General features: G+C 62.4%; 23 protein-coding genes. 6 read left to right on the top strand and 17 right to left on the bottom strand.

Annotation, left to right across the window (positions count from 1 at the left end):
* Nucleotides 1-138 precede the first annotated feature (138 nt).
* Together P9292_RS38205 and P9292_RS38200 are read left to right on the top strand one after the other, a co-directional pair.
* Nucleotides 139-1257, top strand: a complete 1119-nt coding sequence (locus P9292_RS38205) for a porin (protein WP_309964740.1) — start codon at nt 139-141, stop codon at nt 1255-1257.
* Between the two features lie 98 nt (nt 1258-1355).
* Nucleotides 1356-2285 (top strand): LysR substrate-binding domain-containing protein, encoded by a 930-nt coding sequence (locus tag P9292_RS38200; RefSeq protein WP_309964738.1) that lies wholly within the window; start codon nt 1356-1358, stop codon nt 2283-2285.
* Nucleotides 2286-2300: 15 nt separating this feature from the next.
* Here the strand turns inward: P9292_RS38200 and P9292_RS38195 are convergent, their stop codons facing one another.
* From P9292_RS38195 to P9292_RS38180, 4 genes are all read right to left on the bottom strand, one after another.
* Nucleotides 2301-3035: an LrgB family protein gene (locus tag P9292_RS38195; protein ID WP_244831223.1), complete on the bottom strand. Its 735-nt coding sequence runs from the start codon at nt 3033-3035 to the stop codon at nt 2301-2303.
* Nucleotides 3032-3403 carry a CidA/LrgA family protein gene (locus P9292_RS38190; RefSeq protein ID WP_309964737.1) on the bottom strand — a complete coding sequence of 124 codons (372 nt, stop codon included), beginning with the start codon at nt 3401-3403 and terminating at the stop codon, nt 3032-3034. Before P9292_RS38190 ends, P9292_RS38195 begins: the two co-directional genes overlap by 4 nt.
* A gap of 105 nt (nt 3404-3508) precedes the next feature.
* The gene (locus tag P9292_RS38185; protein ID WP_244831221.1) at nt 3509-3694 is read right to left on the bottom strand and encodes a DUF2934 domain-containing protein; all 186 of its coding nucleotides are present in this window, start codon (nt 3692-3694) and stop codon (nt 3509-3511) included.
* 122 nt (nt 3695-3816) lie between these two features.
* The gene (locus P9292_RS38180) at nt 3817-4158 is read right to left on the bottom strand and encodes a hypothetical protein (RefSeq protein ID WP_244831220.1); all 342 of its coding nucleotides are present in this window, start codon (nt 4156-4158) and stop codon (nt 3817-3819) included.
* Nucleotides 4159-4465: 307 nt separating this feature from the next.
* Between P9292_RS38180 and P9292_RS38175 the strand changes: the two genes are divergently transcribed.
* The 3 genes from P9292_RS38175 to P9292_RS38165 all read left to right on the top strand — a co-directional run bounded on the left by P9292_RS38175 (nt 4466) and on the right by P9292_RS38165 (nt 7191).
* On the top strand, nt 4466-5368 hold the full coding sequence (locus P9292_RS38175) for an SDR family oxidoreductase (protein ID WP_309964735.1): 903 nt from the start codon (nt 4466-4468) through the stop codon (nt 5366-5368).
* A 112-nt stretch (nt 5369-5480) separates the two neighbouring features.
* Entirely contained in the window at nt 5481-6182 is a 702-nt protein-coding gene (locus P9292_RS38170; RefSeq protein WP_250467899.1) for an SDR family NAD(P)-dependent oxidoreductase, read from the top strand.
* Nucleotides 6183-6213: 31 nt separating this feature from the next.
* The gene (locus P9292_RS38165) at nt 6214-7191 is read left to right on the top strand and encodes a LysR family transcriptional regulator (protein ID WP_309964732.1); all 978 of its coding nucleotides are present in this window, start codon (nt 6214-6216) and stop codon (nt 7189-7191) included.
* Between the two features lie 119 nt (nt 7192-7310).
* Here the strand turns inward: P9292_RS38165 and P9292_RS38160 are convergent, their stop codons facing one another.
* The 11 genes from P9292_RS38160 to P9292_RS38110 form a co-directional block, all read right to left on the bottom strand.
* Nucleotides 7311-10202, bottom strand: a complete 2892-nt coding sequence (locus tag P9292_RS38160) for a winged helix-turn-helix domain-containing protein (protein WP_309964729.1) — start codon at nt 10200-10202, stop codon at nt 7311-7313.
* A 178-nt stretch (nt 10203-10380) separates the two neighbouring features.
* Nucleotides 10381-10824 (bottom strand): DUF3331 domain-containing protein, encoded by a 444-nt coding sequence (locus P9292_RS38155; RefSeq protein WP_244831215.1) that lies wholly within the window; start codon nt 10822-10824, stop codon nt 10381-10383.
* Nucleotides 10825-10857: 33 nt separating this feature from the next.
* Complete coding sequence (locus P9292_RS38150) at nt 10858-11823, bottom strand: MBL fold metallo-hydrolase (protein WP_409015494.1); 966 nt, start codon at nt 11821-11823, stop codon at nt 10858-10860.
* Between the two features lie 83 nt (nt 11824-11906).
* Complete coding sequence (locus P9292_RS38145; protein ID WP_244831214.1) at nt 11907-13625, bottom strand: FAD-dependent oxidoreductase; 1719 nt, start codon at nt 13623-13625, stop codon at nt 11907-11909.
* A 22-nt stretch (nt 13626-13647) separates the two neighbouring features.
* Nucleotides 13648-15186: an alginate export family protein gene (locus P9292_RS38140; protein ID WP_409015492.1), complete on the bottom strand. Its 1539-nt coding sequence runs from the start codon at nt 15184-15186 to the stop codon at nt 13648-13650.
* Nucleotides 15110-16033: a glyoxalase gene (locus P9292_RS38135; RefSeq protein WP_309964727.1), complete on the bottom strand. Its 924-nt coding sequence runs from the start codon at nt 16031-16033 to the stop codon at nt 15110-15112. The genes P9292_RS38140 and P9292_RS38135 overlap by 77 nt, the downstream gene beginning before the upstream one ends.
* A gap of 39 nt (nt 16034-16072) precedes the next feature.
* Nucleotides 16073-16753 (bottom strand): YoaK family protein, encoded by a 681-nt coding sequence (locus tag P9292_RS38130; protein ID WP_309964725.1) that lies wholly within the window; start codon nt 16751-16753, stop codon nt 16073-16075.
* A 20-nt stretch (nt 16754-16773) separates the two neighbouring features.
* Nucleotides 16774-16998: a DUF1427 family protein gene (locus P9292_RS38125; protein WP_244831210.1), complete on the bottom strand. Its 225-nt coding sequence runs from the start codon at nt 16996-16998 to the stop codon at nt 16774-16776.
* A 111-nt stretch (nt 16999-17109) separates the two neighbouring features.
* The gene (locus P9292_RS38120; protein ID WP_250467891.1) at nt 17110-18579 is read right to left on the bottom strand and encodes a mechanosensitive ion channel family protein; all 1470 of its coding nucleotides are present in this window, start codon (nt 18577-18579) and stop codon (nt 17110-17112) included.
* Nucleotides 18580-18597: 18 nt separating this feature from the next.
* The gene (locus tag P9292_RS38115) at nt 18598-20484 is read right to left on the bottom strand and encodes an amidohydrolase (protein ID WP_250467890.1); all 1887 of its coding nucleotides are present in this window, start codon (nt 20482-20484) and stop codon (nt 18598-18600) included.
* Nucleotides 20485-20580: 96 nt separating this feature from the next.
* Nucleotides 20581-21216 (bottom strand): hydrolase, encoded by a 636-nt coding sequence (locus P9292_RS38110; protein ID WP_309964722.1) that lies wholly within the window; start codon nt 21214-21216, stop codon nt 20581-20583.
* A 371-nt stretch (nt 21217-21587) separates the two neighbouring features.
* Here P9292_RS38110 and P9292_RS38105 point away from each other — a divergent pair, with 371 nt between their 5' ends.
* Nucleotides 21588-22409, top strand: coding sequence for an alpha/beta hydrolase (locus P9292_RS38105; RefSeq protein ID WP_309964720.1), 822 nt, complete (start codon nt 21588-21590; stop codon nt 22407-22409).
* Between the two features lie 20 nt (nt 22410-22429).
* Here P9292_RS38105 and P9292_RS38100 read toward each other — a convergent pair whose 3' ends face one another.
* Together P9292_RS38100 and P9292_RS38095 are read right to left on the bottom strand one after the other, a co-directional pair.
* Entirely contained in the window at nt 22430-23605 is a 1176-nt protein-coding gene (locus P9292_RS38100) for a hybrid sensor histidine kinase/response regulator (protein WP_250527193.1), read from the bottom strand.
* On the bottom strand, nt 23602-26544 hold the full coding sequence (locus P9292_RS38095; RefSeq protein ID WP_309964718.1) for a PAS domain S-box protein: 2943 nt from the start codon (nt 26542-26544) through the stop codon (nt 23602-23604). The genes P9292_RS38100 and P9292_RS38095 overlap by 4 nt, the downstream gene beginning before the upstream one ends.
* Nucleotides 26545-26548 lie beyond the last annotated feature (4 nt).

Genomic DNA, 26548 nt, shown 5'->3' with positions numbered 1-26548 from the left:
GACCGGCCTTTAGCCCGACGCCCACGTCCGTCTCACCGTGACGGGTGGGACAACCGCATCGACCCATTTCGTATTGCCGATATCGATCGTCGCGACCATGACGAGCCCGTTTGTCGCGCCAAAATCATGGAGTATCACGTGAAGTTCAAGCACCTCGCTGTTGCTGCAGGACTTTTGACTGGCCTGCAAGTCCCGATTGCGCATGCGCAAAGCAGCGTTACGTTGTACGGGTTGATATCGGTGGGCGTCGCTTATTCGCCGAATCAATCCGGTCATCATACGTATCAGGCCATCACCGGACAAAATCAGAGCCCGCGCTGGGGACTGCGCGGGATCGAAGATCTCGGCTCGGGCCTGAAGGCAGTATTCACGCTAGAAAACGGCTTCAATGCGTTGAACGGCGCATTGAGCAACAACGGCCGCGAGTTCGGCAGACAGGCTTTTGTCGGCCTTTCGAGCGACGCGTGGGGTACGCTTACCGCTGGCCGTCAGTACGATGCCGTCGTCGACTATCTGGGACCCAATACGGCATGGAGCTGGCTCGGGAGTATTGGCGATAGCGACAACACCTTCAACAATATTCGCATCCAAAATTCGTTGAAGTATGCGAGCCCGGACTTCCACGGTATCAAGGCCACTGCCTTGTATGGCTTCAGCAACTCATCCGGCAGCTTTGCGGACAATCGTGCCTTCAGCCTCGGCCTCCGATACGACCACGGTCCCTTCAACTGGAACGTTGCGTATGCGGAGTACGACTCGCCCTACAGCAACACCAACCAAACGGGCGCCGTCGACAACGATTACTCGCCCACGTACCTGCTATTCACGCACAGCGCGTTGCCTTCGAAGGCCTATGCCAGCAAACAAAGAATTCTCGGCACCGGCGGCTTCTATGTAGCAGGCCCGCTTCGCTTAGGCGCAATGTTCACGAACGTGGATTACAGCTATCTCGACCAGAGTCACCTGAATCTGAAAAACTTCAACGTGAGCGTTAACTACAACATTCGGCCCGACTTGCTGATCGGCACCGCCTACGTTTTCACGCGCGGAAAATACGACAATCCCGACCAGTCGCCGATGTGGCACGAACTGAACGTCACGGTCGATTACATTCTTTCGAAGCGCACGGATATCGCCATGCTCGCCTTCGCCCAGCAAGCTGCGGGCGATGCCACGCACGCCACCGTGCTCGGCTACGGACCGTCGAGCAGCAAGCGTCAGCTCGTGGTGACGCTCGGCATTCGTCACAAGTTCTGAACGCGATCATTCGATGCACCGAGTCTGCCCTCCTCTTTCTGGATGAGTACACTGTCAGCGACGCTCGAAGGTCGCGGCGTCGAACTCATAGAGAGCACATGGACAAGCTGTTGGCATTGAGAACCTTGCTGGCGGTAGCGGAATCCGGCGGCTTCACGGCAGCCGCGCATGAACTCGGCAAGACGACGTCTTCCGTCATGCGACTGATGGACGGACTCGAAGCGTCGCTCGGCACGTCGCTTCTGACACGCACGACGCGCAGCGTCACGCTCACCGACGCCGGTGTGACCTACGTCGAGCAAGTGCGCCAGGTGCTGGCCGATCTGGCGGGCGCCGACGATAGCGTCATCGACACCGGTATCGATCCTATGGGCTCGCTGCGCGTGAGCGTATCGGCAACTTATAGCCGGCTGCATATCGCCCCGCATATCGCGACGTTTCTACGGCAGCATCCGCGCGTGAATCTGGAACTGGTCGTGTCTGACAGTCACATGGATCTGGTCAGCGAGAAGATCGATCTGGCCTTGCGCGTTGGCGTGCCGACCGCCGACCCTCGTCTCATCGTGAAGCGGCTCGGCCACAGTGCGCGATGCGTCGTGGCAAGTCCGGCGTACTTGCAGAGGCGAGGCCATCCACACGCAGCTTCGGAACTCGTTGCACACGACTGTCTGCGGTTTGCGTATAAGCCCGGCAACCGGCAGAAGTGGGTATTCCGCTACCCTGACAGAAGCGAATCCGTCGATGTCGGCGGTCAATTGTTGACGAACAATCTCGACATGCTCGCGGGCGCGGCGCTCGGCGGGCTGGGCATCGCTCTGCTGCCGCAATGGCTCATCGGGGCGTCGGTACGCGACGGATCGTTGACTGCCTTGTTCGACGGCGCGCAGGTCACGCCGGAAGGCGGCGACGCGTTCGTCTATGCGACTTACCTGCCTAACCGGCGTCACTCGCGAAAGGTGCATGCGTTCATAGACTTCGCACAGCGCGCGATTGCGGCGCCGGGTCATGCGGTCAGAACCGGGCCTTAGTCCGTCGATACCGCATCAAACAAACCGCGCCAGCATCGGCAACAACACCGGCACGACGAACGCCGTGAACACACCGTTCAGCCCCATTCCAAGCCCGGCAAACGCGCCCATCTCCTCGCTCACCTGAAACGCGCGCGCCGTTCCGATGCCGTGCGACGCCACGCCGAGCGCAAACCCGCGCGCTTCGACTTCGTTCACACGGAGAAGGTTGAGGATGCCCCGCGCGGCAACCGCACCGAAGACGCCCGTCGATATCACCAGCACCGCCGTGAGCGACGGCACACCGCCGACCTGTTTGGCAACCGCCATGGCGATAGGCGTCGTAGCCGACTTCGGCGCAAGCGATGCCACCGTCTGGCGCGATGCGCCCATGAGCGCGCCCACCGACACCGCCGAGACGATCGCCGTCAACGAGCCCGCCGCAAGGCTTACGATGATCGGCAATGCGAGCCGCCGCAGATTCGCGAGCTGCCGGTAAAGCGGCAACGCGAGCGCGACGGTCGCGGGTCCGAGCAGAAAATGCACGAACTGCGCGCCATCGAAGTACGTGTCGTACGGCGTGTTGCTGGTCTTTAGCACGACGACGACGATCGCCACCGCGATCAACACCGGGTTTGCCAGCGGATTGAATTTGAAGGCTGCGTAGATGCGCTGCGCAATGAGGTAAGCGAGCAGCGTGATCGTGAGCCCGAGCAGCGGCGTGGCCGCCAGATAGACCCAAATACCTCCGAGGCGTGGGATCGCGGTCATGCGGCGCCTTTCGTATTGTTGGAGAGGCGGCGCTGTCGGCGCAGCATCGCGCGCATGACGAGCGCGGTGACCGCAATTGCCAGCGTCGTGCTAACCGCGATGGCCACGACGACCGCGACGAGGTCGCCACTCAGCGCTTTCGCCGACACCATGATGCCGACGCCTGCAGGCACGAACAGTAGCGAAAGATGACGGAGTATTTCGAGCGCGGTGGGTTCGAGCGCGTTGGCTGCCTGCGGACGTATCGCGAGAAAGCCGAGCAGCATGAGCATGCCGACGACAGGGCCAGGAACGGGAATGCTGAACAAATAGGAGACGCCTTCGCCCAGACACTGGAAGACGAGCAAGGTGGCTAGCGCTGCGAGCATGGAGTCTGTGTGATTCGATTGAGAGTACGCGATGCGCCCGTATTCTAGTCAATCGAACTCCGATGCGCCGCGTGACGCATCGGATGCCTTGGCTGCGAAGAGACGTTATTTGCCTTGCGTGGCGCTGGCCGTGGCAGGTTCTTCGCTCGTGGAGCTATCCGGGTCCTCGGCTTCCAGTTGAGTGCGTGCCTGCTCCCAGAATTCTTCGGCACGTCCATCGGGGCTGCCTTCTCGCTCCCATAGTTCATAGGCGCGGCGGCGAATGCGGTCCTGTTCCTTATGATCTTCCATGTCTTCTCCATGATTGGCTACGAACCGGCGCCGACGCGCTACCTAAAGTCGAAGCCCCGGCAATTGTGATTACCCTCAACAACGCTTATTGCCGCTATACCAGTCCGACCAACGAGGTCTTGTCATAGATCGCCACTTTCCAGCACGACGAAGCCGGATCGGCTGCGCGCCTGCTTGATCATCGCCGCCCGGCCAATTGCCGGCGCATGCCTGATGAACAGAGCGAGTTCGGGCTCGGATACACCTGGCACGCCGTGACGATCGCGCAAGGCGTCGTGCGTGACGGCTCCGCGGTGTTCCACGCCACGCACATTGAAGCGAAAGTTGACCGCTTCGGAAAAGCTGTCGTCGACCGCGCCGAATACGTCGGCGGAATCGATGTTCCTTTGGGCAGCGCTTTCCTCATCGACCAGACCTTTTCCCTTCAGAAACTGGGAAAACTGGCGACCCATGTCGAAGGACACGCGTTCGAAGTCCACGTTCTGAAGAAATGCGAATCTCATGGCTCTCTCCGTTGCAGCATTTGAGTTACGACAAGCAGGCGGCGTGCCGGGACGGACTTTCTCTCCGACGACTGTGCGCAAGCGCACGGCCGCGGTGCGTTTCACATGCATCGGAAGACTGTGGATCGGGCTGCGAGCGACTACCGCTGTCGCTAGGCATGGCCATTGCAGAGCCGAGCCGTAACCGTCGCGTACGCTAAATCCAGAATAAGCGCCCTGAAATGACGCCGCGAACACTCATCCCTTTTTGCAAGTAAGGAACGAAACGATGACCGCAACGAAGAACCAGTACACGATGCAGGACCCGCTCAAGCAGTACCCCGGTCCCGACTTCGCGCGCCAGCCGCAGTCCGCGCCCGGCCTCGCTCGGGACATGAAGCCGCGTCCCGATCACGGCGAGGAAAGCTATCACGGGTTCGGCCGTCTCAAGGGCCGTCGCGCACTGATCACGGGCGCCGACAGCGGTATTGGCCGCGCCGTGGCGATTGCCTTCGCGCGTGAGGGCGCGGACCTCGTCCTCAATTATTTGCCGTCCGAGGAGCCGGACGCGCGCGAAGTGCTTGAACTCGTGCAGGCGGCAGGCGTGAAGGCCGTGGCGCTGCCAGGCGACATCGGCAGCGAAACCTTCTGCGGCGATCTCGTCAGCCGCACGGTTGCCGGACTGGGTGGACTGGATATTCTCGTCAACGTGGCGGGCAAGCAAACGTCGGTGGAAACCATCGCCGAACTGACGACGGAGCAATTCGAAGCCACTTTCCGCACGAACGTCTTCGCGATGTTTTGGCTGTGCAAGGCGGCGCTCCCGCATATGCCGCCGGGCGGGACCATCATCAATACGACGTCCATCCAGAGCTATCAGCCGAGCCCGTCCTTGCTCGATTATGCGCCTTCGAAGGCCGCGATCACTGCGTTCACGCATGCGCTCGCCAAACAGGTCGCATCGAAGGGCGTGCGCGTGAATGCGGTGGCGCCGGGCCCGGTGTGGACGCCGTTGCAATCGAGCGGCGGCCAGCCGCAGGACAAGATCGAGGTATTCGGTTCCGAAGTGCCGATGAAGCGGCCCGGTCAGCCCGCCGAACTCGCGCCCATTTACGTGCTGCTTGCATCGCAAGAGTCTAGTTTCGTGACTGGAGAAGTCTATGGTGTGACAGGCGGCAATCACTTGCCTTGATGCCTCGGTGCGGGCGGGCGCGATTGGCGATCAACATTTATGATGCTCGTCATGGCTCTGGCGCCTCGACGCCAGAGCCGAACCGAACCATGCTCCCTTAGGCGAAGAAACCATGACCGAGATGCCCTACCGCAACGCGTTGATCATCGGAGCGGGCTCCGGCATCAGCGGATCGCTCACCCGGCTTTTGCGCGACGCCGGTCTGCCGGTCGTGATTGCCGCGCGCAACATCGACAAGCTGAAGCCGCTCGTCGATGAAACCGGCGCCATCGCCCTGACCGTCGATGCCGCCGATCCCGCTCAGGTCGAGCGGCTCTTTGCGGAAACCGAAGCGCGCATCGGCGCGCCGGAGATCGTCGTGTACAACGCGAGCGGGCGAGTGCGCGGTCCCATCGCGGAACTCGATCCGGCGGAGGTCGGGAAAGCGCTCGGCGTCACGGCGTTGGGCGCGTTCTACGCGGTGCAGGCAGCGGCGAAGCGCATGACGCCGGCGGGCAAAGGCGCCATTCTGCTGACGGGCGCGACAGCGGGTATCAAGGGCTTTGCGCTGTCCGCGCCTTTCGCGATGGGCAAGTTCGCGCTACGCGGTCTTGCGCAGAGCGCGGCGCGCGAACTGGCGCCGAAGGGCATTCATGTCGCGCATATCGTCGTCGATGGCGGCGTGCGGGCGGAGCATCGGCCTGATCCCGTGGACAAGCCCGACAGCACGCTCGATCCGGATGCCATCGCGCAAACTTATCTGGATTTGCTGCGACAGCATCGCAGTGCGTGGTCCTGGGAGATCGAGGTTCGGCCTTGGGTGGAGACGTTTTGAGGGGATTTTCCTTTCGATACCGACGCTCCCCATGAACCTCTCCTTCGAAGTCCTCCAAGCCCTCGACGCCATCGACCGCACCGGAACCTTCGCAAAAGCGGCGGAAGCGCTTCACAAAGTCCCCTCGTCGCTGACGTATCTCGTTCAGAAGCTGGAGCTCGATCTCGGTGTGACGCTCTTCGACCGCACCGGGCGGCGCGCGACGCTCACGCAGGCAGGACGCCTCGTCGTCGATGAAGGCCGCCGTTTGCTCGAAGCCGCCGCCGATCTCGAACGCAAAGCCAAACGCGTGCAGCACGGCTGGGAAACGGAACTGCGGCTCGGCATCGACGAAATCATTCCGTTCGACATGTTGTGGAAGCCCGTCAGCGCCTTCTACAGTCTCAAGCTCGACACGCGCCTCGTGCTCTCCAAGGAAGTGCTCGGCGGTTCGTGGGACGCGCTGCTCACGCGCCGCGCGGATCTCGTCGTCGGCGCGGCAGGCGAGCCGCCGCTCATTCCCGATCTCATCGCCAAGCCAATCGGCTCGCTCAAGCATGTGTTCGTGGTCGCGCCCAATCATCCGCTCGCGTCGGCAAAAGGGCCGCTTTCCGCCGATACCGTCGCGCAGCACCGCGCCGTTGCCATCGGCGATACCTCGCGTGAACTCGCGCCGCGCACCATCGCCATCGGGCCGAATCAGGAAGTGCTCACCGTGCCGTCGCTCGAAGCCAAACTGCACGCGCAGTTGCAAGGCATCGCGGCCGGCACCATTCCCGAATGTCTCGCCGATGAACACCTCCGGCGCGGCACGCTCGTCAGCAAGGAAGTCATCGGCATGCGAGATATCACGTACTTCTATCTCGCGTGGCGCAGCGATCGCGTCGGACGCGCGCTGCAATGGTGGGTCGATCAGCTCGATCGCCCGGACCTGATCGATGAAGCGCGCATCAACGCATCGCGGCCGCGTGATGGCGATGCGGTTCTGAAAGGCGTGCGGCGGACGCATCGCCGCATGGCGCTCGCGTGAGATCGGCTCAACGCCGCCTTCCATCGAATGCGCCGAATCGAACGCGTTCTTAGCGTATTCAGAGGGCACGGAGCCGCGCACAAGTTTGTCCAACTCGCGCGCCAGAGCAAGCAGATGACTCAGCGCCGCGCTTCCCTCGAATCCGCTGAATCGCACGCGGTCTTGAGCGTGTTCAAAAGGCGCAACGCCGCGCGAAAATCGTCCCACTCGCGCCATTGCGAAAAGCGCGCGCACGCCGTTTCCAGCACCGTCATCGCCTGCGCGTTGCGCCCGCTCACATGCAAGTGACGCGCGTAGCTCGTGGCCGCGGTCAGATAGAACGAATCGCTACCCTGCATCGACGCCGTTTCCAGCGCGGACGCAAAGCAGACTTCCGCATCGAGCGACACGGCCTCGCCCGGCGGCCCCATCAGCAGAAGTTCGCCCTGCGTGCGCAAGAGTTCGCTCGCATACCACGCGTCGCCATTGTCGTTGCAACGCTTGAGCGCGCGCACGGTCGTGTCGATGGCTTCGCCGTGCCGTCCCGCCTGCCCGAGCGCACGCGCATATTGCGCGGCAAGCATGGAGCGCGGCGCGTTGAAGCCGAGCGTATCGAGTTCCTTCAACGCCGCGACGAACGCTTGAAGGACGTCGGGCGTGATGTCATCGAGCGAAATCAGGTACGCGTCGAATGCCGCGCCGCACGCCTGCGCAACGTTCAAACCCGTGCGCATCGAAATCCGAAGCAGCATGTCGATAGCCTGCCGCGCCGCCTCCCGTTCGCGCGAGAGCAACGCCAGCGGGATGCGCGCTTCGATCAGCACATAAGCGGTCACGATAGCCTGCTCGGCGGCGCATGCATCCACGACGCACGCTTCGGCCAACCGCCGCGCCTCGTCGCGCGCGCCTTGCAGCCAGAGCACGCGCGCAAGCGTGGCCTCCCCGACGATCCGCTGATCGACCGATCTCCCAAGCGGCATACGCGTCTGCAAGCGCGCCGCATGCTGCAGAAAGTGTTCGAGCGATGCCCGCGCCTTCGCCTGTTCGCCCGCATAGTGGGAAGCAATGCCGAGCAGCCGGTAGCCGAGCAGCACATCGGTCGATTCCGGCTCGGCGTCGGTGGTCTGCGAATCGGCGGCGAGTGCCGCGAAGCGCCGGGCGAACGACAACGCGCTGCGCACTTCGCCCGCGCTTTGGCTCGCGTTCCACATACCCCAGAGCGCGCGTGCCTCGAAGACGCGATCCGCCAGCGCCAGCGACAACGCCAGCACCTCCGACCACAACGCGCGAGTCTCCTTGTCCGGACCATGCACATAGACGAGCGCGGCAGCAAGCGCCGCCTGCAGACGCATCCGCACGCGCATGCAGCGATGCGAGAAAGCTTCCGCCTCGCGTCCGGTTTGCAGCGCGGCAAGCGAGCGCCGCGCCCACACGCAGCATTCCTCGACGAGCGAAAGTTCGAACAGCAGCGAGACGAATTTCACGCACAGCGTTTCCGCCAAAATGGCATCGCCTTTGGGCGAAAGCGTCCATGTCAGCGCGGCGCGCAGGTCGCCGAGCATGTCGCGCATGCGCCGCTGCCAGCCTTCGGAGTGATGTCTGCCGCCATGCTGCGCGTCGTCGTTCAAAAGGCTCGCGAAATGGTTGGCGTGACCGAGCGATACGCGTTGCCGCTCGCCGTTGTCATCGAGTTTTTGCAAGGCGTAGGCGCGCGTCGATTCCAGGAGACGATACGCCGCGCGGCCATTCCCCGTCTGCCGCGCGACGAGCGATTTCTCCACGAGTCCCGATACCGCCGCGATCACATCGAACTCGCGCAATGCATCGTCGCCGACGATGGCGACCGCCGCTTCCATCGAAAAGTCCGCCACGAAAATGCCGAGGCGGCGCAGGGTCGTGCGTTCGGCGTCATCGAGTAAGGCGTGGCTCCAGTCGAGCGTCGCGCGCAAGGTCTGATGCCGTGGCAGCGCCGTGCGATTGCCGCCCGTGAGCATGCGAAAGCGGTCATCGAGATGCGCCGCAAGGGTTTCGACACCGAGTATGGTGGCGCGCGATGCAGCCAGTTCGATGGCGAGCGGTATGCCGTCCAGCCGCCGGCAAACGGTGCCAATGAGTTCCATACTGCGTTCATCGCACGAAAAGCGCAGGTCGATGGCGCGCGCGCGAGCCAGAAACAGTTGCACGGCGCTGCATCGCTTTATGTCGACGCCCGAGGCGCTTGGCGCGGGCACGCTGAGTGGCGCGACCCAGTAAAGATGCTCGCTCACCACCTTGAGCGGTTCGCGGCTCGTGGCCAGCACGCGAATGGAATCGCTCACCGTGCAAAGCGCATCGGCGAGACTCGCCGCAGGCGTGAGAACGTGTTCGCAGTTATCGAGCAGGACGAGCATGCGGCGCTCGCGCAATTCCTGCGCGATGACGGCAAGCGAGCGCGACCCCGCCGCCGGATTGATGCCGAGCGTGCCGGTGAACGCCGCCAGCACGCTTGGCAAATCTTGCGCGGGCGAAAGCGAAACGAGATACACGCCGTCGGGGAAGCGGTCGAGCGAGCGCCGTCCGGCTTCGATGGCAAGCCGCGTCTTGCCGATCCCGCCCGCGCCGATCAGCGTCACATGCCGCGCCGCTTCGAGCGCGAGCAGGATATCGGCGATGGCGGTATCGCGTCCGACGAGCGGAGACGTATTCGAAGGCAGGTTGTGTGCAACGCCGGCGTTGGCGACGCTCGTGGGCGCATCGGCCGGTTGCCTCGTCCTGACGAGACGGTAACCGCGTCCCGAGACGGTCTGGATCAGCACGCGGTTCGCGCCCAGCACCTTGCGCAGCGCCGACATGTGCACCTGCAGATTGTTCTCTTCGACGAGCGTATCCGGCCATACCGCCGCGAGCAGGTCGTTCTTCGAGACGAGCGCGCCGTCGGCGGCCACGAGCACGGCGAGAATATCGAACGCACGGCTTCCGAGTCGAACAGGTTCGTCATCGAGCAGCAATTGCCGACGCTCGAGATCCACCTGAAGCGGTCCGATGCGAATCATGCGCAATGGTCCAGCATATGAAGGTTTGAACGTAGCCCCGGCGCCGCACCCAAATTCTGGCGCCCGGAAAGTGCCCCCGAAGCATAGAGCACCCGCCTTCTCCCATGTTTGGAAAAAACCGGGCTTATCGTTCAATAATTTTGCACATGCGTTTTGCACATGCGGCGCAGTGTCGAACCTAGTCGGGCAACGCGGAAGCCAAGATCATGGCGCGTGCATTGCCCAACGAAGCGCTGCGCCGTTGCGGCTTGTAGACGATATCGCCACGCACGATCCCCGCGCCCGTGAGCGCGCAACGGCCAATCTTGCGCGCCTGGCAACGCACCCAGACCTGATCCGCATAGCGGCAACGCGTCGCGTCCTGCCAGAGAATCGCGATGGTTCTCGACGACAGCCGCTCCAGCACCTCGATGCGCGCATGGTCCGCAAACGGCTGCGTCTCGCGTCCGCGCATGCGCTTCAAAGCTTCCAGCGCCGCACGATGCGCCATGTCGTTGCCGCCTTGCAGCGCATCGATCACATGCGTCCAGACCGCGCCGCGCGTGAGATTCGCGATCACCTCCGCCCCTCTTGCGGCACGCGGCGGCAGGGTTCTACGTTCTGCTACGAGGGCTTCTGGCATCGCGCATCTCCGCGTGGTCAGGCGCCGGGCGCGTCAATGGCCCGGATCGCCTTCGTAGTTGACGGGCACCCACTCGTAGCGGGCGCCCTCCTTTCTCACATGTCCCAAACCCGGAAACGCGATGTGCGCCGCCGCCACGAGATCGCCCTCGCGCGCCACGAGATCGAGCGCGGCGCGACGCGAACGGCGCGCGGCCGGTGCATCGGTGTCGTACTCGACGGACGCCTGCGGATTGCGCAACTGAATGCTCGCCACGTGGATCACGTCGCCCCACGCGAGCATCGTCTTGCCGCCGCTTTCGATGCGATACGTCGTGTGTCCCGGCGTATGACCCGGCGTCGCGATGGCGCGAATGCCGGGTTCGAGTTCGACATCGCCCGAGAACGGCACGAAACGGCCCGCCGCCACGTAAGGCGCGACGGATGCGCTCGCGGCATCGAAGAAAGTCGAGAGGAACGCAGGCGCCTTCGGCTTGTTCGCGGCATCGAGCCAGTAGTCCGCCTCGGTCCGGTTCACGCGCAGCACGGCGTTTGGAAACGCCATCGCGCCATCGACGATGACGCCGCCCACGTGATCCTTATGCAGATGCGTGAGCAGAATCTCGTCGACGTCTTCCGGCCGATACCCCGCCGCCCGCAGGTTCGCCATCATCCGGCCGCAGCACGCGCCGTACAATACGCCCGCGCCGGAGTCGATCAGAATCAGCTTCGCGCCCGTGTTGACGAGGAACGCGTTGATCGAGCCTTGAACCGGCGCATCGAGGAAATCGCGCTGCAAGTCCTCGGCGATTTCCTTCTTCGATACACCCTCCACCACCGTATCGATGGGAAACGGATGCGTGCCGTCGGACAGCGCCGTGACTTCGAATCGCCCGAGCATCAGGCGATAAAAGCCCGGCCCTTGCGCGCCGACCATCGGCGCGCGGGCGAATGCCGCGTCCGTCGTCATGAAGGCGCTGACGCAAAGCACGAGGCATCCGAGACTTCTCCACTTCGACATGAGCGTTTCCCTTGCACGCACCGGTTCTCACGAAGCATAGCCACGCATAAATCGGCAGACGCGCTAATCGTCCTTAAATGTTATTAATCGGCGGTGACCGACAAGCTCAGGTACGCATGAATCTGACTGACCACCGCCGCGCCGTCGCCGACCGCGGAAGCCACGCGCTTGGCCGATTCCGAGCGCACGTCGCCAACCGCGAAGATGCCCGGCACGCTCGTCTCCAGCGCGAAGCGCAGCCGCGTGCCGTGTTCCGTGCGACCCGATCCCGTCATCACGAAGCCGCGGTTGTCGAGCGCGACGCCGCTCGCCGCGAGCCAGCGCGTCTCCGGGTCCGCGCCGATGAAGAGGAATAGATGCCGCGTCGCGATGGCCTCGTCACGCGCCTCGTCCGCATGATGGACGCGAACGTGCGTGAGGCCCGCCTCGTCGCCTTCGAGGCCGCTCAACGTGCAGCGCGTGCAGAGCATCACGTTCGGCAGGGAAGCAATGCGGTCGATCAGATACCGCGACATGCTCGCGCTCAGGCTTTCGCCGCGCACGAGCACCCGCACGCTGCGCGCGAAGTTGGCAAGAAAGACGATCGCCTGACCGGCCGAATTGCCGCCGCCGATCAACACGATGTCCTGCCCCTTGACGAGCCGCGCCTCGATGGTCGACGCCCAGTAGTACGTGCCGCGCCCTTCGAAGCGGTCGAAGTCCTCGACGTCCGGCTTGCGATACGCCGCGCCGCTCGCCGCCACGATCGTGCGTGCGCTCACGCGCTGGCCATCGGTGAGCGTGACGACGAAGACGTCGTTCTCGGGCGTGACGCACGTCACCTTGCCTGGAATGGCGAGGTGCGCGCCGAACTTGAGCGCCTGCTGAAACGCGCGGGCCGCCAACGCCTGGCCCGAGATGCCGGTGGGAAAGCCGAGATAGTTTTCGATCCGCGCGCTCGCGCCCGCCTGACCGCCGGGCGCGCGCTGATCGAACACGGCCACCGAAAGCCCTTCGGTGGCCGCATACACCGACGCCGCGAGCCCGGCCGGTCCCGCGCCGACGATAGCGACATCGTAGATATGCGAAGGCTCGAACGCCGGCACGAGTCCCAGGCACGACGCGAGTTGCGCCTCGTCCGGGGCGCGCAACACGTAGCCGTTCGGGCAGAAGACGAGCGGGAAGTCGTCCGGACCGGTCGTCATGCCGGAGAGCAGCGTCACCGCTTCGGGATCGGTGCGGGCATCGACCACGGTTGCCGGGTGCGCGTTGCGGCGCAGGAAGCCTTGCAGACGGATCAGCCGCGCATCGTCTCCATTGCCGACGATGATCGGCCCGAGCCCCTGCTCGATCAATCCGAGCCGCCGCAGGATCAGCGCACGCATGATGTGCTCGCCGAGTTGCGCGTCGGCGACGATCAGCGCGCGCAGCTTGTCGGGTTCGATGACGAGCGTTTCGGCGTCGGTGAGCGCGACGCCGTCGATCAGCGCGGGCTTGCCCGAGAGTTGCGCCATCTCGGCCATGAAATGCCCGTCGTCGTGTTCGGTGACGAGCGTGGAGCGCCCGAAGCTGTCGCGCGAAGAGATGCGCACGCGCCCCTTCAGCAACACGAAAAGACCGAGCGCCACCTTGCCCGTTTCGAAGATCATGTCGCCTTTTTTGAACGACATGGGTCGCGCGAAACGCCGCACGCTTTCGATCTCGGTGTCCGAAAGACGCGGAAACATCTGGTGCTGACGAAATTCAAGCGAGGAAAAAGGCACTTCGAGTTCGGATGGCGTCGCGGCACGCCCGAACGGCCTCGGTAGATCGGAATCGCTCATGATTCAGGCTCCATCGAATGCTTTACCAGCCGAACTTGAGTTCGGCGCCCACGTAGTCGGCATTGCTCGCGCCGAGATCGCGCAAGGACGAGCCGACTTGAAAATGCACGGCCTCGACCGAGGCCACGAGATTCGCCGCGACGTTATAGTCCGCGCGCACTTGCGTATAGAAGCCGGTCCAGCGCGAGCCGCGCCCGGCTGTTCCCGGCACGACCGCCGAGCCTTGTCCATAGACGGCGTCCGCGGTGGTCTCACGCCATTGCAAGCCGACGCCCGCGAGCAGCGAGAGCTTGCTTTTGGGCTTGAGCGTGAGCGACGGCTTGATATGAATCAGGTTGGTGTATCCCGTGTAGCCCGCGAGCGTGAAGTAATAGCCGTTCGGAAAGAGCGGATTGAACGTGCCGACGCGCCCATCGCCCGGATGACGGTCGCCCGAGGCGGCATCGATCTGAATGCCCAGACGCGGGGTCCAGGGCGCCGCCGCCAACGTGTAACCGGCGAGCGAACCCACGGCCCATGCGCTGATCGTCTTCTCGCCGACATGACCGCTTTGATACATGCCTTCCACGTCCCAGTCGATATGCGAGACATTGCCCGCGTATCGCATGTCGAAGACATCGCGATGCTCGTCGCCGCTGGCATCGAGAAAGCGCGCATTGCTGCGGTTATAGCGCGAGTAATACGCGGACAGATCGCCCGGCCCCACGCCCTGACGTTCGACGCGCGCGCCGCTGAAGGTGAGATGACGATTGGAGACATCGTCGAAATCCGTGTTGAAGCGATACTGCACCGGCTGCGTTGCATAGGCGATCCAGCGCCACGGACCGGTCTCGTAGTCGCCCCAGAAACCGTCGAAAGCCTGCCGCACGTTCGGGCCGTCGCGCACCGATACGAAGCGCTGCAAGTCGAACGCCATCTCCTGCCGCCCCGCGCGAAACTTGACGAGCCCGCCCGCGAGCGGATGCGTGAACGTAATGAACGCCTGACGCAGATCGAGCGGATTCTTGTCGACGGAGGTCACGTTGTCCTTGCCATACGGACGCGCGTCTTCCAGTTGCGTGAACACTTGCACATAGGGGCCGAGATGCACATCGGCGTGGACTTCGAGACGTTGCAGCACGTAGGTATCGTCGCGGCCGGAGCCTAAGCCGAAGAGCGGCGCGTCGTTCATCTCGACGCGTTCCCGCAGCACCGCTCCGAGCGACACATACGCATCCGGATTGCCGAACAGCGGAATGTACTTGAGCGCGTCGAGCGGGCGTTTCGGCACGCAAGGCAGACCGAGCACGGACCAGTCTTCCTGCCAGCGATTGAACTTGATCGCCGGCCGCGCGCACGATGCCCCCGGCGCGGCGCTGGCGTTGGTATCGTCGCCTGCGCTGCCGAGCGCCGTATCCGCCGCGGATACGGGCAGCGCCGCCGCGATCCCCGTGCCGATCAAGAACATACGCAGCGAACGCAGCGCACGGCAGCGTCTGGAACGATCAGCGGCCATCGTGGATTTCGGCGATATATCCGCCCGGGAACTCGACCATCGCCGTCTTGTAGCTTGCGCTCGCATAAGGCGGGACCAGCACCTTCGCGCCTGCCGCTTGCGCACGTTGCAGGGTCGCGGCGAGGTCATCGACGCCATAGCCGGTCGTTTCCTTGCCGAACGGAAACGGCAGCTTGCCATCGGTTACGAAGACGACCATGCGCCCAAAGTTCGAGTCGATGCGAATCTGCCGGAACGTCTCGCCCGGTTTGCCGATCACGCCCGCATCGGCACGCGCATTGTCCGAGACCACCTTGCCGTGAGAAAAGCGCAGCCAGCGGCGCACGAAGTTATTCGCTTCGTAACGCGAGACATAAACGCGGTTGTCGGGCACGCTTTGCAGCGGCGCGTAGTTCGGCGCCTTGGTGTGCCAGTAGAGCTGCATGACGAGGCCGCCCGGCCACTGGATGATCGCGTCCTTGCCGATGGGGTCGTCGAACGGTTCGACGATCACGTCCGCGCCCGCCGCGCGCGCGGCCTTCACGGCGTCGTCGATATCGGTCACGAGATAGCCCGTGCGCTCGTTGCCGAACGGATAAGGCACGGGCGTTTCGAAGCCGAACACGGACAGCATGCCCACGGGCGTCTGCACGTATTGCGAAGCCGTCTTGCTCGGCGTGGGCGTCACGGTGAAAACCGCCTTCTGCGATGCCTTGCCGCCGAAGGTCGCGAGAAAGCTCTGCACGAAGGTATCGACATCGGCGGATGCGACGTAGACGTGGGTCGTATCGTATTGCGGACCGACCGCGACTCGACCCTTGATGGCGGACGCGGCGGTAGCGTCATGCGGACCGGCATCCGCGAACGATGCGAGAGGCGCAATGCCGATGAAAATTGCCGCCGCGATGGCGCTTGAGCGAACGAGCTTGATCATGTCGATACTCATTGATGTTTAAAGTGAGCGAACCGTAAGTCACGCCGTCCGGGCAACGCGCGGCGGCCATGCGAGCAACAGAAGCAGCGCGATGGGCAAGATCAGGCCGTAGAACGAGAGATGCACGAAGGCGAGCGCGCCGCCCACCGCGCCGATGGCAAAGGCAAGCATGGCCGTGAGCGTGGCGCGCAAACGCGTGAGCACTTGCGGCCCTTCTGCATGATGCGAACCGCGATGCGCGAGATCGACCAGATCGAGCACGATCTGCGTGACATTGCCGGTCATCACTGTGTTGGGCAGCCCGGGCTTCTGCAAGACTTTCGGGCGCGCGTTCTGCACGCCCATTGCGGTGGCGCCCAACACGCCGCAGAGCAGCACCATGCCCGATGATGCGTCATCGATAGGCAACGCGAGCAGTCCTGTGCCGAAGAACGCGAACAACAGCAACGCTTGCCACAGATGCAATGCTGCGGCGATGTAGGCGTCGCCACGTGCCTTCATGATCTTTGCCGCCACGCTCGCCGATCCCACGCCGACGATGAACGCCGGAAACGCCAGCAGCTTGAGCAGCACGCCTTGCCCCACGCCCGCGACCTCCGCGCCGATCAGCACGAAGTTGCCCGTCACATGTGCCGTGAAGAGGCCGAACAACGCGACGAATCCCAGCGTATCGACGTATCCCGCTATGAACGCGAGCACCGTCTCTTCATGCTCTTTCAAGGGAATTCTCCGGTGAAACCTCAGCCGCCTTCACGCGACGTGCCTGCCTTGTCCTTCGATACGACGTTCACGCTTTCGGTTTGCGCGAAGAACTGCGACTTCACGACCGGTATTGCGTGTTCGCCGAGTACCATGCCGAGCAGTCCCGCTAGCGCGATCAAAGGCGGCGCGGGCGACTGCACGCGCAAGAGCCAGTAGAGCAGGCCGACCGCGAAGCCCACACCGAGTGAAATGACATAGCCCATGTTCTCTGTTCCATCCTTTCCTAAAGAAGAAACGCTGTCTCTCCCTTAAGGGAAAGCCTAGCAAGCCGATTGATAATTGGCCTTGGATAAAGCTTAAAAAACCTTAAGACCTCAAAAGGTCAATTGATGAAAACGCTTCACGCTCTCGCGAATCCATCCGAAAAGACTGCTATGTTCCGATGCCTGCCCGGCAGGCGCCGCGCGCAACATCTGGTCGCTCGCACGATGCTCGGAAAGCAGCCTGCACATCTCGCTCGTGACCTCGGGACGTCGCGCGAGGATGGGCGTGAGCGCCTCCTTGTCGAGCCGGTACACGACGACGCGCGTCGTCGCACGCACGGTCACATCGCTTTGCACGCCCGCGAGAATGCCGGATTGACCGATGGAATCGCCGGGTGCAAGTCTTCGCACTTCGAGATCGTGCGATGCTTTCGGCACCGTCACGCTTGCCACGCCACGCGCAATGATGTGCAACGCCTGACCTTCGTCGCTGCCCGCTGCAAACACCGTTTCGCCCACTTCGAAAACATGACGTGTGAGGCGTTTGGAGAGCTCGTTCAGTTCGTCCGCATCGAGCGTATGAAAGATTGTCACGTCGCGCAACAACACGAGCTTCTCGTCGATGGCTTGCGTCGTCTGCCGTGGCGCCGACAACGGACGCAACACGACCGCACGCGAACCTAGATGCCGATGCGCCAGATCGAAGAGATCGCTGCGCACCGAAACTTTCTTGTCGAGCGAATCGACGTAACAAAGAATCTCGTATTCGATGGCGTCTTCGGTCGCGCGCCGCACACTTACGACCGGCGCGGGACGGCCGATAACGTCGATGCAACTCGCTGCGGCATCGCCGAGCGCATCGAGCACGACAGCGGGACGCACCGATGGATCCACCGAGAGCACGACGCTGATGCCGTTCGTATCGAACGGCTGATTCGAATTAACGATGTTCGTGCGCGCCGCGACGCTGTTCGGGATCACGACGATGTTGCCCTGCCCGTTGAGCAGGCTTGTCGCGCGCCAGTTGCTCTCGACGACCTTGCCTTCGGCATCGCCGATAGTGATCCAGTCGCCCAGACGAAACGGCTGCGTCGCGTTGAGCACGATGCCCGAGAACACATCGTTGAGCGTGCTTTGAATTGCAAGTCCGATGACAATGGCCACCGCGCCCGAGGTCGCCAGCAACCCGCGCACGGGCAGCTGCAACACGAACGCAACGGCCGCGACCGCGGCAGCCAGATAGACGAGCGCACCGAGCACGTCCTGAAAGAGCCGCTCCTTGTGCCACGCTTCGGGCAGCACGATGCGGTCGAGCATGATCGTGACGAGCCGCGCGCCTTGCAGCCACCACATCAACTCCAGCACTTGCGCAAGCAGATGCCGCAGCGGTTCGTTGGGCCAGGGCGCCGCAAAGAGCGGATTCATGCCGTGCGCGAACAACACCCACGTCGATAACGCGAACATGGACGCACGAAACGCAAGCCGCATAGGCTCGCTTCTTCGGTCCATGAAGCGCCACGCGAGGAAGTCTACGACGAGTATCGCGATGCCGAAGAGCAGGCCGTCGGTCAGGGTCGGCATCGCGTCAGTCGCCCTTGTTCAAAACGCGAAACAACTGCATCCCAGCGCGCCCCAGAAGCCGTTCGAGTCGCTGACAGGTACGTTCTTGCGCCACGCGAAACCGTGCGCATGCGCATGCACGTTGCAAAGATTCACGCAACCGTCCACGCAGGCAACCGCGGTCGGCTTGTAACGGCTATAACCGCCGAACTCCGCAACCGGCGACCATGACGGACTCACCGGCAAGTCCGGGGGACCGTATGGGGTGAACTCGTCGCTCGCATAGACGACCTTGCCGCCCACCACGGTCATGACCGAATCGAGAAACTTGATGCGGCTTTCATCGACGGTGAAGAAGTCTTCCGATAGCACCGCGAAGTCCGCGAACTGCCCCGCGACGAGCGCGCCCTTGCGATCGTCCTCGCTTGAAAACCACGCGCTGCCAACGGTATAACGGCGCAACGCTTCCATGCGGTCGAGTTTGTTCGCGCCGTTGTACATGGCCGTGCCGCCGACCGTCTTGCCCGACACCATCCAATAAAGCGAGACGAACGGGTTGAAGCTCGCCACGCGCGTGGCATCGGTGCCCGCGCCCACGGGCAGACCGGCATCGAGCATGTGGCGGATAGGCGGCGTGCGCTTCACGGCTTCCTCGCCGTATCGTGCGATGAAATACTCGCCTTGATACGCCATGCGATGCTGGATTGCGATACCGCCGCCAAGCGCCTTTACACGGTCGATATTTTTCTGCGTGATGGTCTCGCAATGATCGAAAAACCAGCGCAAGCCATCGAAGGGAATGTCGGCATTCACACGTTCGAACACATTGAGGAAGCGTTCGATCGATTCGTTATAGGTGGCATGCAGACGGAACGGCCAGCGGTTTGCAACGAGCAGACGCACTACCGCTTCGAGTTCGGTTTCGAGCGTGTCGGGCAGGTCGGGGCGCGGTTCCAGAAAGTCTTCGAAATCAGCCGCCGAGAACACCAGCATTTCGCCTGCGCCGTTCACGCGCAGGAAGTCGTCGCCTTCGCCGGGCTTCGTCATCTTCACCCACTTCGCGAAGTCTTCAATCTCCTTCTTCGCGTTCTGCGTGAAGAGGTTGTACGCGATACGCACGGTCAATTCGTTGTGCTTCGCCAAGTCCATGATGACCGCGTAATCGTCGGGATAAGCCTGATATCCGCCGCCTGCATCGATCGCGCTCGTCACGCCAAGACGATTCAACTCGCGCATGAAGTGGCGCGTGGAATTGCGCTGCTCGTCGGGCGGCAGCTTCGGACCCTTGGCGAGCGTCGCGTAAAGAAGGCCCGCGTTGGGCCGCGCAATCAGCATGCCGGTCGGATTGCCGCGCTTGTCGCGCTGAATTTCGCCGCCGGGCGGATCGGCTGTTTCCTTCGTATAGCCGACCGCGCGCAAGGCCGCCGCGTTGAGCAATGCGCTGTCATACAGATGCAGGATGAACACCGGCGTGTCCGGTGCAATCGCGTTGATCTCTTCGAGCGTCGGACCACGGCGCTCCGCAAACTGAAATTCGTTCCAGCCGCCGACCACGCGCACCCATTGCGGGGCGGGCGTGCGTGCAACCTGCTTCCTCAGCATGTCGAGCGCGTCCGCAAGCGACGGAACGCCATCCCAACGCAACTCCATGTTGAAGTTGAGGCCGCCGCGTATGACATGCAGATGCGAATCGTTGAGGCCGGGAATCACGGTGCGCCCGTTGAGATCGATGAGGCGCGTCGCGTCGTTCGCATGACGCATCACGACTTCACGCGATCCTGCTTCGATGACCTTGCCATCGGCAACCGCGAGTGCATCCGCGAACGAACGCTTGTCGTCCTGCGTGGCAATCTTGCCGTTGAAGAATACGGTATCGGCGCGCGCGGGCGTGCCTGAACCCGTGCCTGAGCTCGTGCTTGAATTCATGGGCGTTCTCGTGTGAGGCGTGCCGCGACGCGGCGCTTGCTGGAAGCCGGCGCGATGAACTTCGCGCCAGCCTTTTCGATACGACTGCGAGCCGATTCAGCCCGCTTCGCTTGCGTGTTCGCCGAGAATCGATTTCGCATAACGCACGCCGATGCCATACGCGCTATGCGACTTGAGAATGTCCATGCAACCTTCGTAAGTCTCGGTGCGGCCCCAGTCGCGTTGCAGTTCGAACATGAACTGAAGCGACGTCATTGGCACCGCGCCGGCCTGGATGATTCGCTGCACGGCGCGTTCGTGCGCTTCGTGCGTGATGTCGCCACAAGCATCGGTCGGGACGTAGATTTGATAGCCTTCCGCGATCATCTGCACGGTCGGAAACGTCACGCATACTTCCGTCCAAAGACCCGCGAGCACGATCTTCTTGCGGCCCGTCGCTTCGATTGCTCGGCGAAAGCCCGCGTCTTCCCACGAGTTCATCGAGGTACGGTCGACCGGCTGCTGCTCCGGAAACACGTCTTGCACTTCGGGCACCATGTCGCCGCTAAAGGTTTTGGCGGCAACGGTAGTGAGAATGGTCGGCACCTTGAACAACTTCGCCGCCTTGGCGATAGCCTGCACGTTATGCAGGATGGTGGTGCGTTCATGCGAGGTCGTGCCAAAAAACATCTGCGGCTGATAGTCGATCAGCGCAACCGCGCAGGTATCCGGGGTCAATAGTTCTTGCGGCATTTGCAGGCTCCGTTGGAAAAGATGCGGCAGTCAGGACGAACATGCCGTGCTCGGGTGAGCGGCTGGAAGGATTGAGATGGATGATAGCCACGCGTCTTCGCCGAGTCCTTGAAAAATCCCTTAATTGTTCTTAACGAATATTCGCTAAGAAAATGCACTTCAATCTTTAGCGCGTGGGATTTTCAGGAAATGAATTTCAGGACTTCGCCTTTCGCTGGCGGGAGCATGCACCGCGATTAAACCGCCTTAAGAACAATTAATCTTTTCTCAAGTTCAGGCGTCTTCCACGCGGCTAAGATTCGGTCCACGCGTCGCGCTCAAGGAATGATTCTTAGCGCACGCGCTCGACCAACATCGCTAAAGGACACGCCATGAGCACCGTAAAGACCAAGGACGGCACGAATATTTTTTATAAGGACTGGGGCAGCGGCAAGCCGGTGGTCTTCTCGCATGGCTGGCCGCTTTGCGCGGATGCATGGGACCCGCAAATGCTGTTTCTGGCGCAGAAGGGATACCGCGTCATTGCGCATGACCGTCGCGGTCATGGCCGCTCCGACCAGACTTCGGAAGGCAACGACATGGACACGTATGCGGACGATCTCGCCGCCGTGCTCGACGCGCTCGATCTGAGGGACGCCATGCTCGTCGGCCATTCGACGGGCGGCGGCGAGGTTGCGCATTACATCGGACGTCATGGCAGCGCGCGCGTCTCGAAGGCCGTGCTGATCGGAGCGGTGCCGCCGATGATGCTCAAGTCCGAGAGTAATCCGCTCGGCTTGCCGATGTCGGTGTTCGACGGCATCCGCGACAATACGGCTTCGAATCGCTCGCAATTCTTCAAGGATCTGGCCGTACCGTTCTTGGGCTACAACCGTGACGGCGCGAAGGTCATACAAGGCAACATCGACGAGTTCTGGCGGCAGGGCATGATGGGTTCGATCAAAGGCCAGTACGAGTGCATCAAGCAATTCTCGGAAGTGAACTACACCGATGATCTGAAGAAAATCGACATTCCCACGCTCGTTTTGCATGGCGACGACGATCAAATCGTGCCGATAGAAGCGTCGGGACGACGCACGGCGGAGATCGTGAAGAACGCGACGCTAAAGGTTTATGCTGGCGCGCCGCACGGCATGTGCACGACGGAAGCCGATCGCGTGAATGCGGATCTGCTGGCGTTCTTGCAAAGCTGATGCTGCACGTGACATGCTCGCTACGAAGCGAGCATGTCAGCCGACCGAATAGTCAGTACCGCGCTTAATCCCGGATGCTTATCGGCGAATTCGATTTTGCCGTGATGCAACGTCGCCACCGCCTTGACGAGCGCGAGCCCAAGTCCCACACCGGGCGTCCCACGGCTCGCGTCGCCGCGATAGAACCGCTCGGTGACCTTGTGCTTTTCCGCGTCGGGAATACCGGGGCCATCGTCGGATACGGATAACTCTATGCCGTCATCGCGCGCCAGGAGCGACACTTCGACCTCGCCATTTTCACGCGCGAACTTGATAGCGTTATCGATCAGATTGCCGATAGCCTGCGCCAGCAGCAAGGGATCAACCACAGCATACAGTTCGTCCGCCTGCGTCATGGAAAGCGTCACGCCACGCAGTTCCGCCACGGGCTGATAGAACTCGACTGCATCCGAGACAATGGCGAGCAAATCGCTGGACTCGAAACCCGAGCGACGCACGCCCGCATCGATTTCGGCGAGCCGCAAGAGCGCATTGAAGATGCCGATCACGCGATCGACATCCGCAAGCGCGGGCTCCAGTTGCGCGAGCGTGGCTTCATTCCCTTCCTTGCGCAAGCCGATCATCAGCACTTCGAGACGCGAACGCAGTTCGGCAAGCGGCGTACGCAAATCATGGGCGATTGCATTCGACACGTTGCGCACGCCGTTGATGACTTCGATCAGCGCTTCCTGCGCCTGCTTGCGCGTGTTGACCTCTTCCTGAAGCCGCAAATTCTGCTCGCGCTGCAACTTCTGCAAGGCCCGCAACTTGAGATGCGTATGCACTCTCGCGGCGACTTCCTCCATGTGCAGTGGCTTGGTGACGAAGTCCACGGCGCCAGCGCTGAAGCCCGTGATCTTGTCCTCGGTCTGCGTGAGCGAGGTCATGAAGATGACCGGAATGTCGCGCGTGTTCGGGTTGGCCTTGAGCTGACGGCAGGTCTCGAAACCGTCGAGACCGGGCATCATCACGTCGAGCAGAATCAGATCGGGCTGCACGAGTTCGGCGCGGCCCAGCGCCTCGCGGCCATCGCGCGCAACGGTCACGCGCAGGTTGTTTCCTTCGAGCGCATCGACCACGAGGCCGAGATTCGTTGCGGTATCGTCGACAACGAGAACGACTGGCGTGGCGGTATCGGGTAAGTCTTGCGTACTCACGAGCTTGGGTCCAGATGTTCTTCGATCAGGGACAACAGCGCTTGCGATTCGTACCCGGCGGCAAGACATCGCAGACGCGTTGCGAAAATTTCATAGCGCTTGTCGAGTACCGTCAGATGCTCGGCCCGCTCAATGATGTCGCGCATCGAACCGAGCAGCGCAAAGCGATGCAGCAGCGCCATTTCCTCGGGCGGTGGCACGACGAGCGCTTCGTCGGCCCGAGCATGTCTTCCCGTGCGCGGCGCCCATTGCAACGCCAGAAGGCCGGTGATTTCCTTGAGCAGCACATGCAGGTTCAGCGGCTTTTCGATGAACACATTGGCGCCCGCCGCGAGATTGGCCTGCGCATTGCCGCGCGACGCATCGGCCGATACGGCGATCACCGGCACGTCGCGTAACGCTTCCAGCGCGCGCAGACGCTCCAGCATCTCGATGCCACCCATCACCGGCATGAGCGTATCGACGACGATCAGATCGGGCCGGTCCTCGCTCGCCATCGCAAGTCCCTCGCGGCCGTTTTCTCCTTGCGATACGCGAAAGCCGCTACGTTGCAAGGTATCGACGAGCAGGATGCGATTGGCCGCGACATCGTCGAGCACGAGTATGTGACGTTCGCGGCCTTCATAGCGCGTGACACCCACCGGCAGAATCGCGGGCACGGGTTGCGCCGTGGCGCCGGGCGCGTCGAGTTCGAACCAGAACGCGCTGCCTCGGCCAAGCGAACTCGCGACGTGGATATCGCTTCCCATCATGCGCACGAGTTGCCGGCTGATGGCAAGACCGAGTCCCGCGCCGCCGCTCCGACGCGTGAGTTCGCCCGCCTGCTCGAAGGGCTGAAAGATCACATCGAGCCGGTCGGGGCTGATACCTATTCCCGTGTCCTTCACTTCGAAGCGCAGACGTCCGGGCCATATTTCCGAAACCGCGAGACTGACTTCGCCCTGATCCGTGAACTTCACTGCATTGACGAGCAGATTGAGCAACACCTGACGCAAGCGCTTTTCATCGACGCTGATCGCGCGCGGCAGATTCGGCGCCGCATGATAGTGGAGTTGCAGGCCCTTTTGCTGGGCGCGCACGCCGACGATCTCCGCGATGACATCGAGAAACGGACCGAGTGGCACATCGCGCACCTGCATTTCGAGCTTGCCCGCACCGATGCGCGCGAAGTCCAGCAAATCGTTGATGAGCATGAGAAGATGCTCGCCACTCTGTTCGATCACGCCAAGACTAGACAACTGTCTGCGGCTCAACGTTTCATCGCGTCGCAAGATTTGCGCATAGCCGAGAATGCCGTTGAGCGGCGTGCGCAATTCGTGGCTGATATTCGCGAGAAACTGATCCTTCGCCTTGTTGGCCGCTTCGGCGGCGTCGCGCGCCACGCGCACCGCATCTTCCAGTGCCTTGCGCGCCGAGATGTCCTGAATGATGGCGATGGTGTGACTCGTGTGCCCGGAAGAGTCGTATTGCAGCGCCACCGATAAATTGACCCACACGCGCTGACCGTCGCGTCTCACGAGCGGTTTCTCTTCCGAGTAATGCGAAACGCCGCCCTCGGTCAACATGAAATAGCGTTGCAGGCTTCCGGTCACGAAGTCGTCGTCGGTGACATCGCGCAGGCGCTTGCCGAGCAACGCATCGCGTTCGTATCCGACGATCTCGCAAGCACGCTGATTCACGCGCAAAAAGCGGCCTTCGAGGTCGCAATGCGCAATACCCACGGCCGCGTTCTCGAAGGTGCCGCGAAAGCGTTCCTCGCTCGCGCGTAGTTCGTTCTCGGCGTGCTTGAGCTCGGTGATGTCCACCAGACTCCCGACGAAGCGCACGGGCTTACCGCTCGCATCGCGCCTTGCCATGCCGCGTACCAGCACCTTGCGATCGCTGCCATCGCTATGCAAGAGGCGGTTCTCCATCTCGAACACGCCATCCGCATGTTCGAGGTAACGCTCGACGGCCGCTTCGGTCGCGGCCCGTTCCTGCGGATGCACCACGCTCATGTACGACTCGTAGTCGAGCAACGGCTCCTTACCGCCATAGCCGAGCCATTCCCAGATGTTCGAGAAGCGTGCCTTGCCGTGGCGGAAATCGCCATCGGGCATGTCGATTTCCCATACGCCGACATTCGATCCGCACATCGCCGCTTCGAATCGTGCATTGGTCTCACGCAAAATCTCCGCTTCTTCCGCGCGCCGCCGTTGCGTGACATCGCGGAACACGAACACGATGCCGAGCCCTTCGCCGCGTTCATCGACGATAGGCGAACCGCTCGCTTCCACCGGCACTTCCTGGCCGTGACGCGCGATCAACAGATTGCGGCTCGGCAAGCCGATGTCTTCATCCGCGCGCAAGAACGACGACACCGGCTCGCGCGTGATTTCATCGACGACACAAAAGACCTCGCCTAGCAAGCGGCCGCGTGCTTCATTGCGTGGCCAGCCCGTCAACCGTTCGGCCACCGCGTTCATGAAGTCGATGCGCCCTTCCGGGTCCGTGGCGATCACACCATCGCCGATACTCGACAGCGTCACCGCATAGCGCTCGTCGCTTTCGCGCATGCGCCGCTCGGCCGCGTATTTGTAGAGCGCCATCTCGACCACGGTGCGCAATTGCGTGTCGTCGAATGGCTTGAGCACATAACCGAACGGCTCGGCCGTGGTGGCGCGCTGCACGGTTTCCTCGTCGGCATAAGCGGTCAGGAACACGACTGGCAGCCTGAATTGCTCGCGCAGAAGCCGCGCCGCGTCGATACCGTCGAGCTTGCCTTCGAGCCGCACATCCATGAGCACGAGATCGGGACGCACTTCCTTCGCCAGCACGAGCGCATCTTCGCCGCGCGCGGTCGAGCCGACCACCGTATGACCGTTGCGGATCATTTGCTGGGCGATATCGCGGGCGACCACTCGGTCGTCTTCCACAATCAGGATGCGTGCAGGTGCCATCGTT

Origin of the sequence: Caballeronia sp. LZ001, from assembly GCF_031450875.1 — a bacterium.
Classification (GTDB): Bacteria; Pseudomonadota; Gammaproteobacteria; order Burkholderiales; family Burkholderiaceae; genus Caballeronia.
The sequence above is the reverse complement of the archived record's forward strand: the minus strand, read 5'-3'. Positions and strand labels throughout refer to the sequence as shown.

Bases quoted from the DNA above. Each gene is read 5' to 3' on its own strand.
- P9292_RS38200 (WP_309964738.1), top strand. From the start codon at position 1,356: ATGGACAAGCTGTTGGCATTGAGAACCTTGCTGGCGGTAGCGGAATCC.
- P9292_RS38195 (WP_244831223.1), bottom strand. From the start codon at position 3,035: ATGACCGCGATCCCACGCCTCGGAGGTATTTGGGTCTATCTGGCGGCC.
- P9292_RS38190 (WP_309964737.1), bottom strand. From the start codon at position 3,403: ATGCTCGCAGCGCTAGCCACCTTGCTCGTCTTCCAGTGTCTGGGCGAA.
- P9292_RS38185 (WP_244831221.1), bottom strand. From the start codon at position 3,694: ATGGAAGATCATAAGGAACAGGACCGCATTCGCCGCCGCGCCTATGAA.
- P9292_RS38175 (WP_309964735.1), top strand. From the start codon at position 4,466: ATGACCGCAACGAAGAACCAGTACACGATGCAGGACCCGCTCAAGCAG.
- P9292_RS38170 (WP_250467899.1), top strand. From the start codon at position 5,481: ATGACCGAGATGCCCTACCGCAACGCGTTGATCATCGGAGCGGGCTCC.
- P9292_RS38165 (WP_309964732.1), top strand. From the start codon at position 6,214: ATGAACCTCTCCTTCGAAGTCCTCCAAGCCCTCGACGCCATCGACCGC.
- P9292_RS38160 (WP_309964729.1), bottom strand. From the start codon at position 10,202: ATGATTCGCATCGGACCGCTTCAGGTGGATCTCGAGCGTCGGCAATTG.
- P9292_RS38155 (WP_244831215.1), bottom strand. From the start codon at position 10,824: ATGCCAGAAGCCCTCGTAGCAGAACGTAGAACCCTGCCGCCGCGTGCC.
- P9292_RS38150 (WP_409015494.1), bottom strand. From the start codon at position 11,823: ATGTCGAAGTGGAGAAGTCTCGGATGCCTCGTGCTTTGCGTCAGCGCC.
- P9292_RS38145 (WP_244831214.1), bottom strand. From the start codon at position 13,625: ATGAGCGATTCCGATCTACCGAGGCCGTTCGGGCGTGCCGCGACGCCA.
- P9292_RS38140 (WP_409015492.1), bottom strand. From the start codon at position 15,186: ATGCGAGCGCAAGCTACAAGACGGCGATGGTCGAGTTCCCGGGCGGAT.
- P9292_RS38135 (WP_309964727.1), bottom strand. From the start codon at position 16,033: ATGATCAAGCTCGTTCGCTCAAGCGCCATCGCGGCGGCAATTTTCATC.
- P9292_RS38125 (WP_244831210.1), bottom strand. From the start codon at position 16,998: ATGGGCTATGTCATTTCACTCGGTGTGGGCTTCGCGGTCGGCCTGCTC.
- P9292_RS38120 (WP_250467891.1), bottom strand. From the start codon at position 18,579: ATGCCGACCCTGACCGACGGCCTGCTCTTCGGCATCGCGATACTCGTC.
- P9292_RS38115 (WP_250467890.1), bottom strand. From the start codon at position 20,484: ATGAATTCAAGCACGAGCTCAGGCACGGGTTCAGGCACGCCCGCGCGC.
- P9292_RS38110 (WP_309964722.1), bottom strand. From the start codon at position 21,216: ATGCCGCAAGAACTATTGACCCCGGATACCTGCGCGGTTGCGCTGATC.
- P9292_RS38105 (WP_309964720.1), top strand. From the start codon at position 21,588: ATGAGCACCGTAAAGACCAAGGACGGCACGAATATTTTTTATAAGGAC.
- P9292_RS38095 (WP_309964718.1), bottom strand. From the start codon at position 26,544: ATGGCACCTGCACGCATCCTGATTGTGGAAGACGACCGAGTGGTCGCC.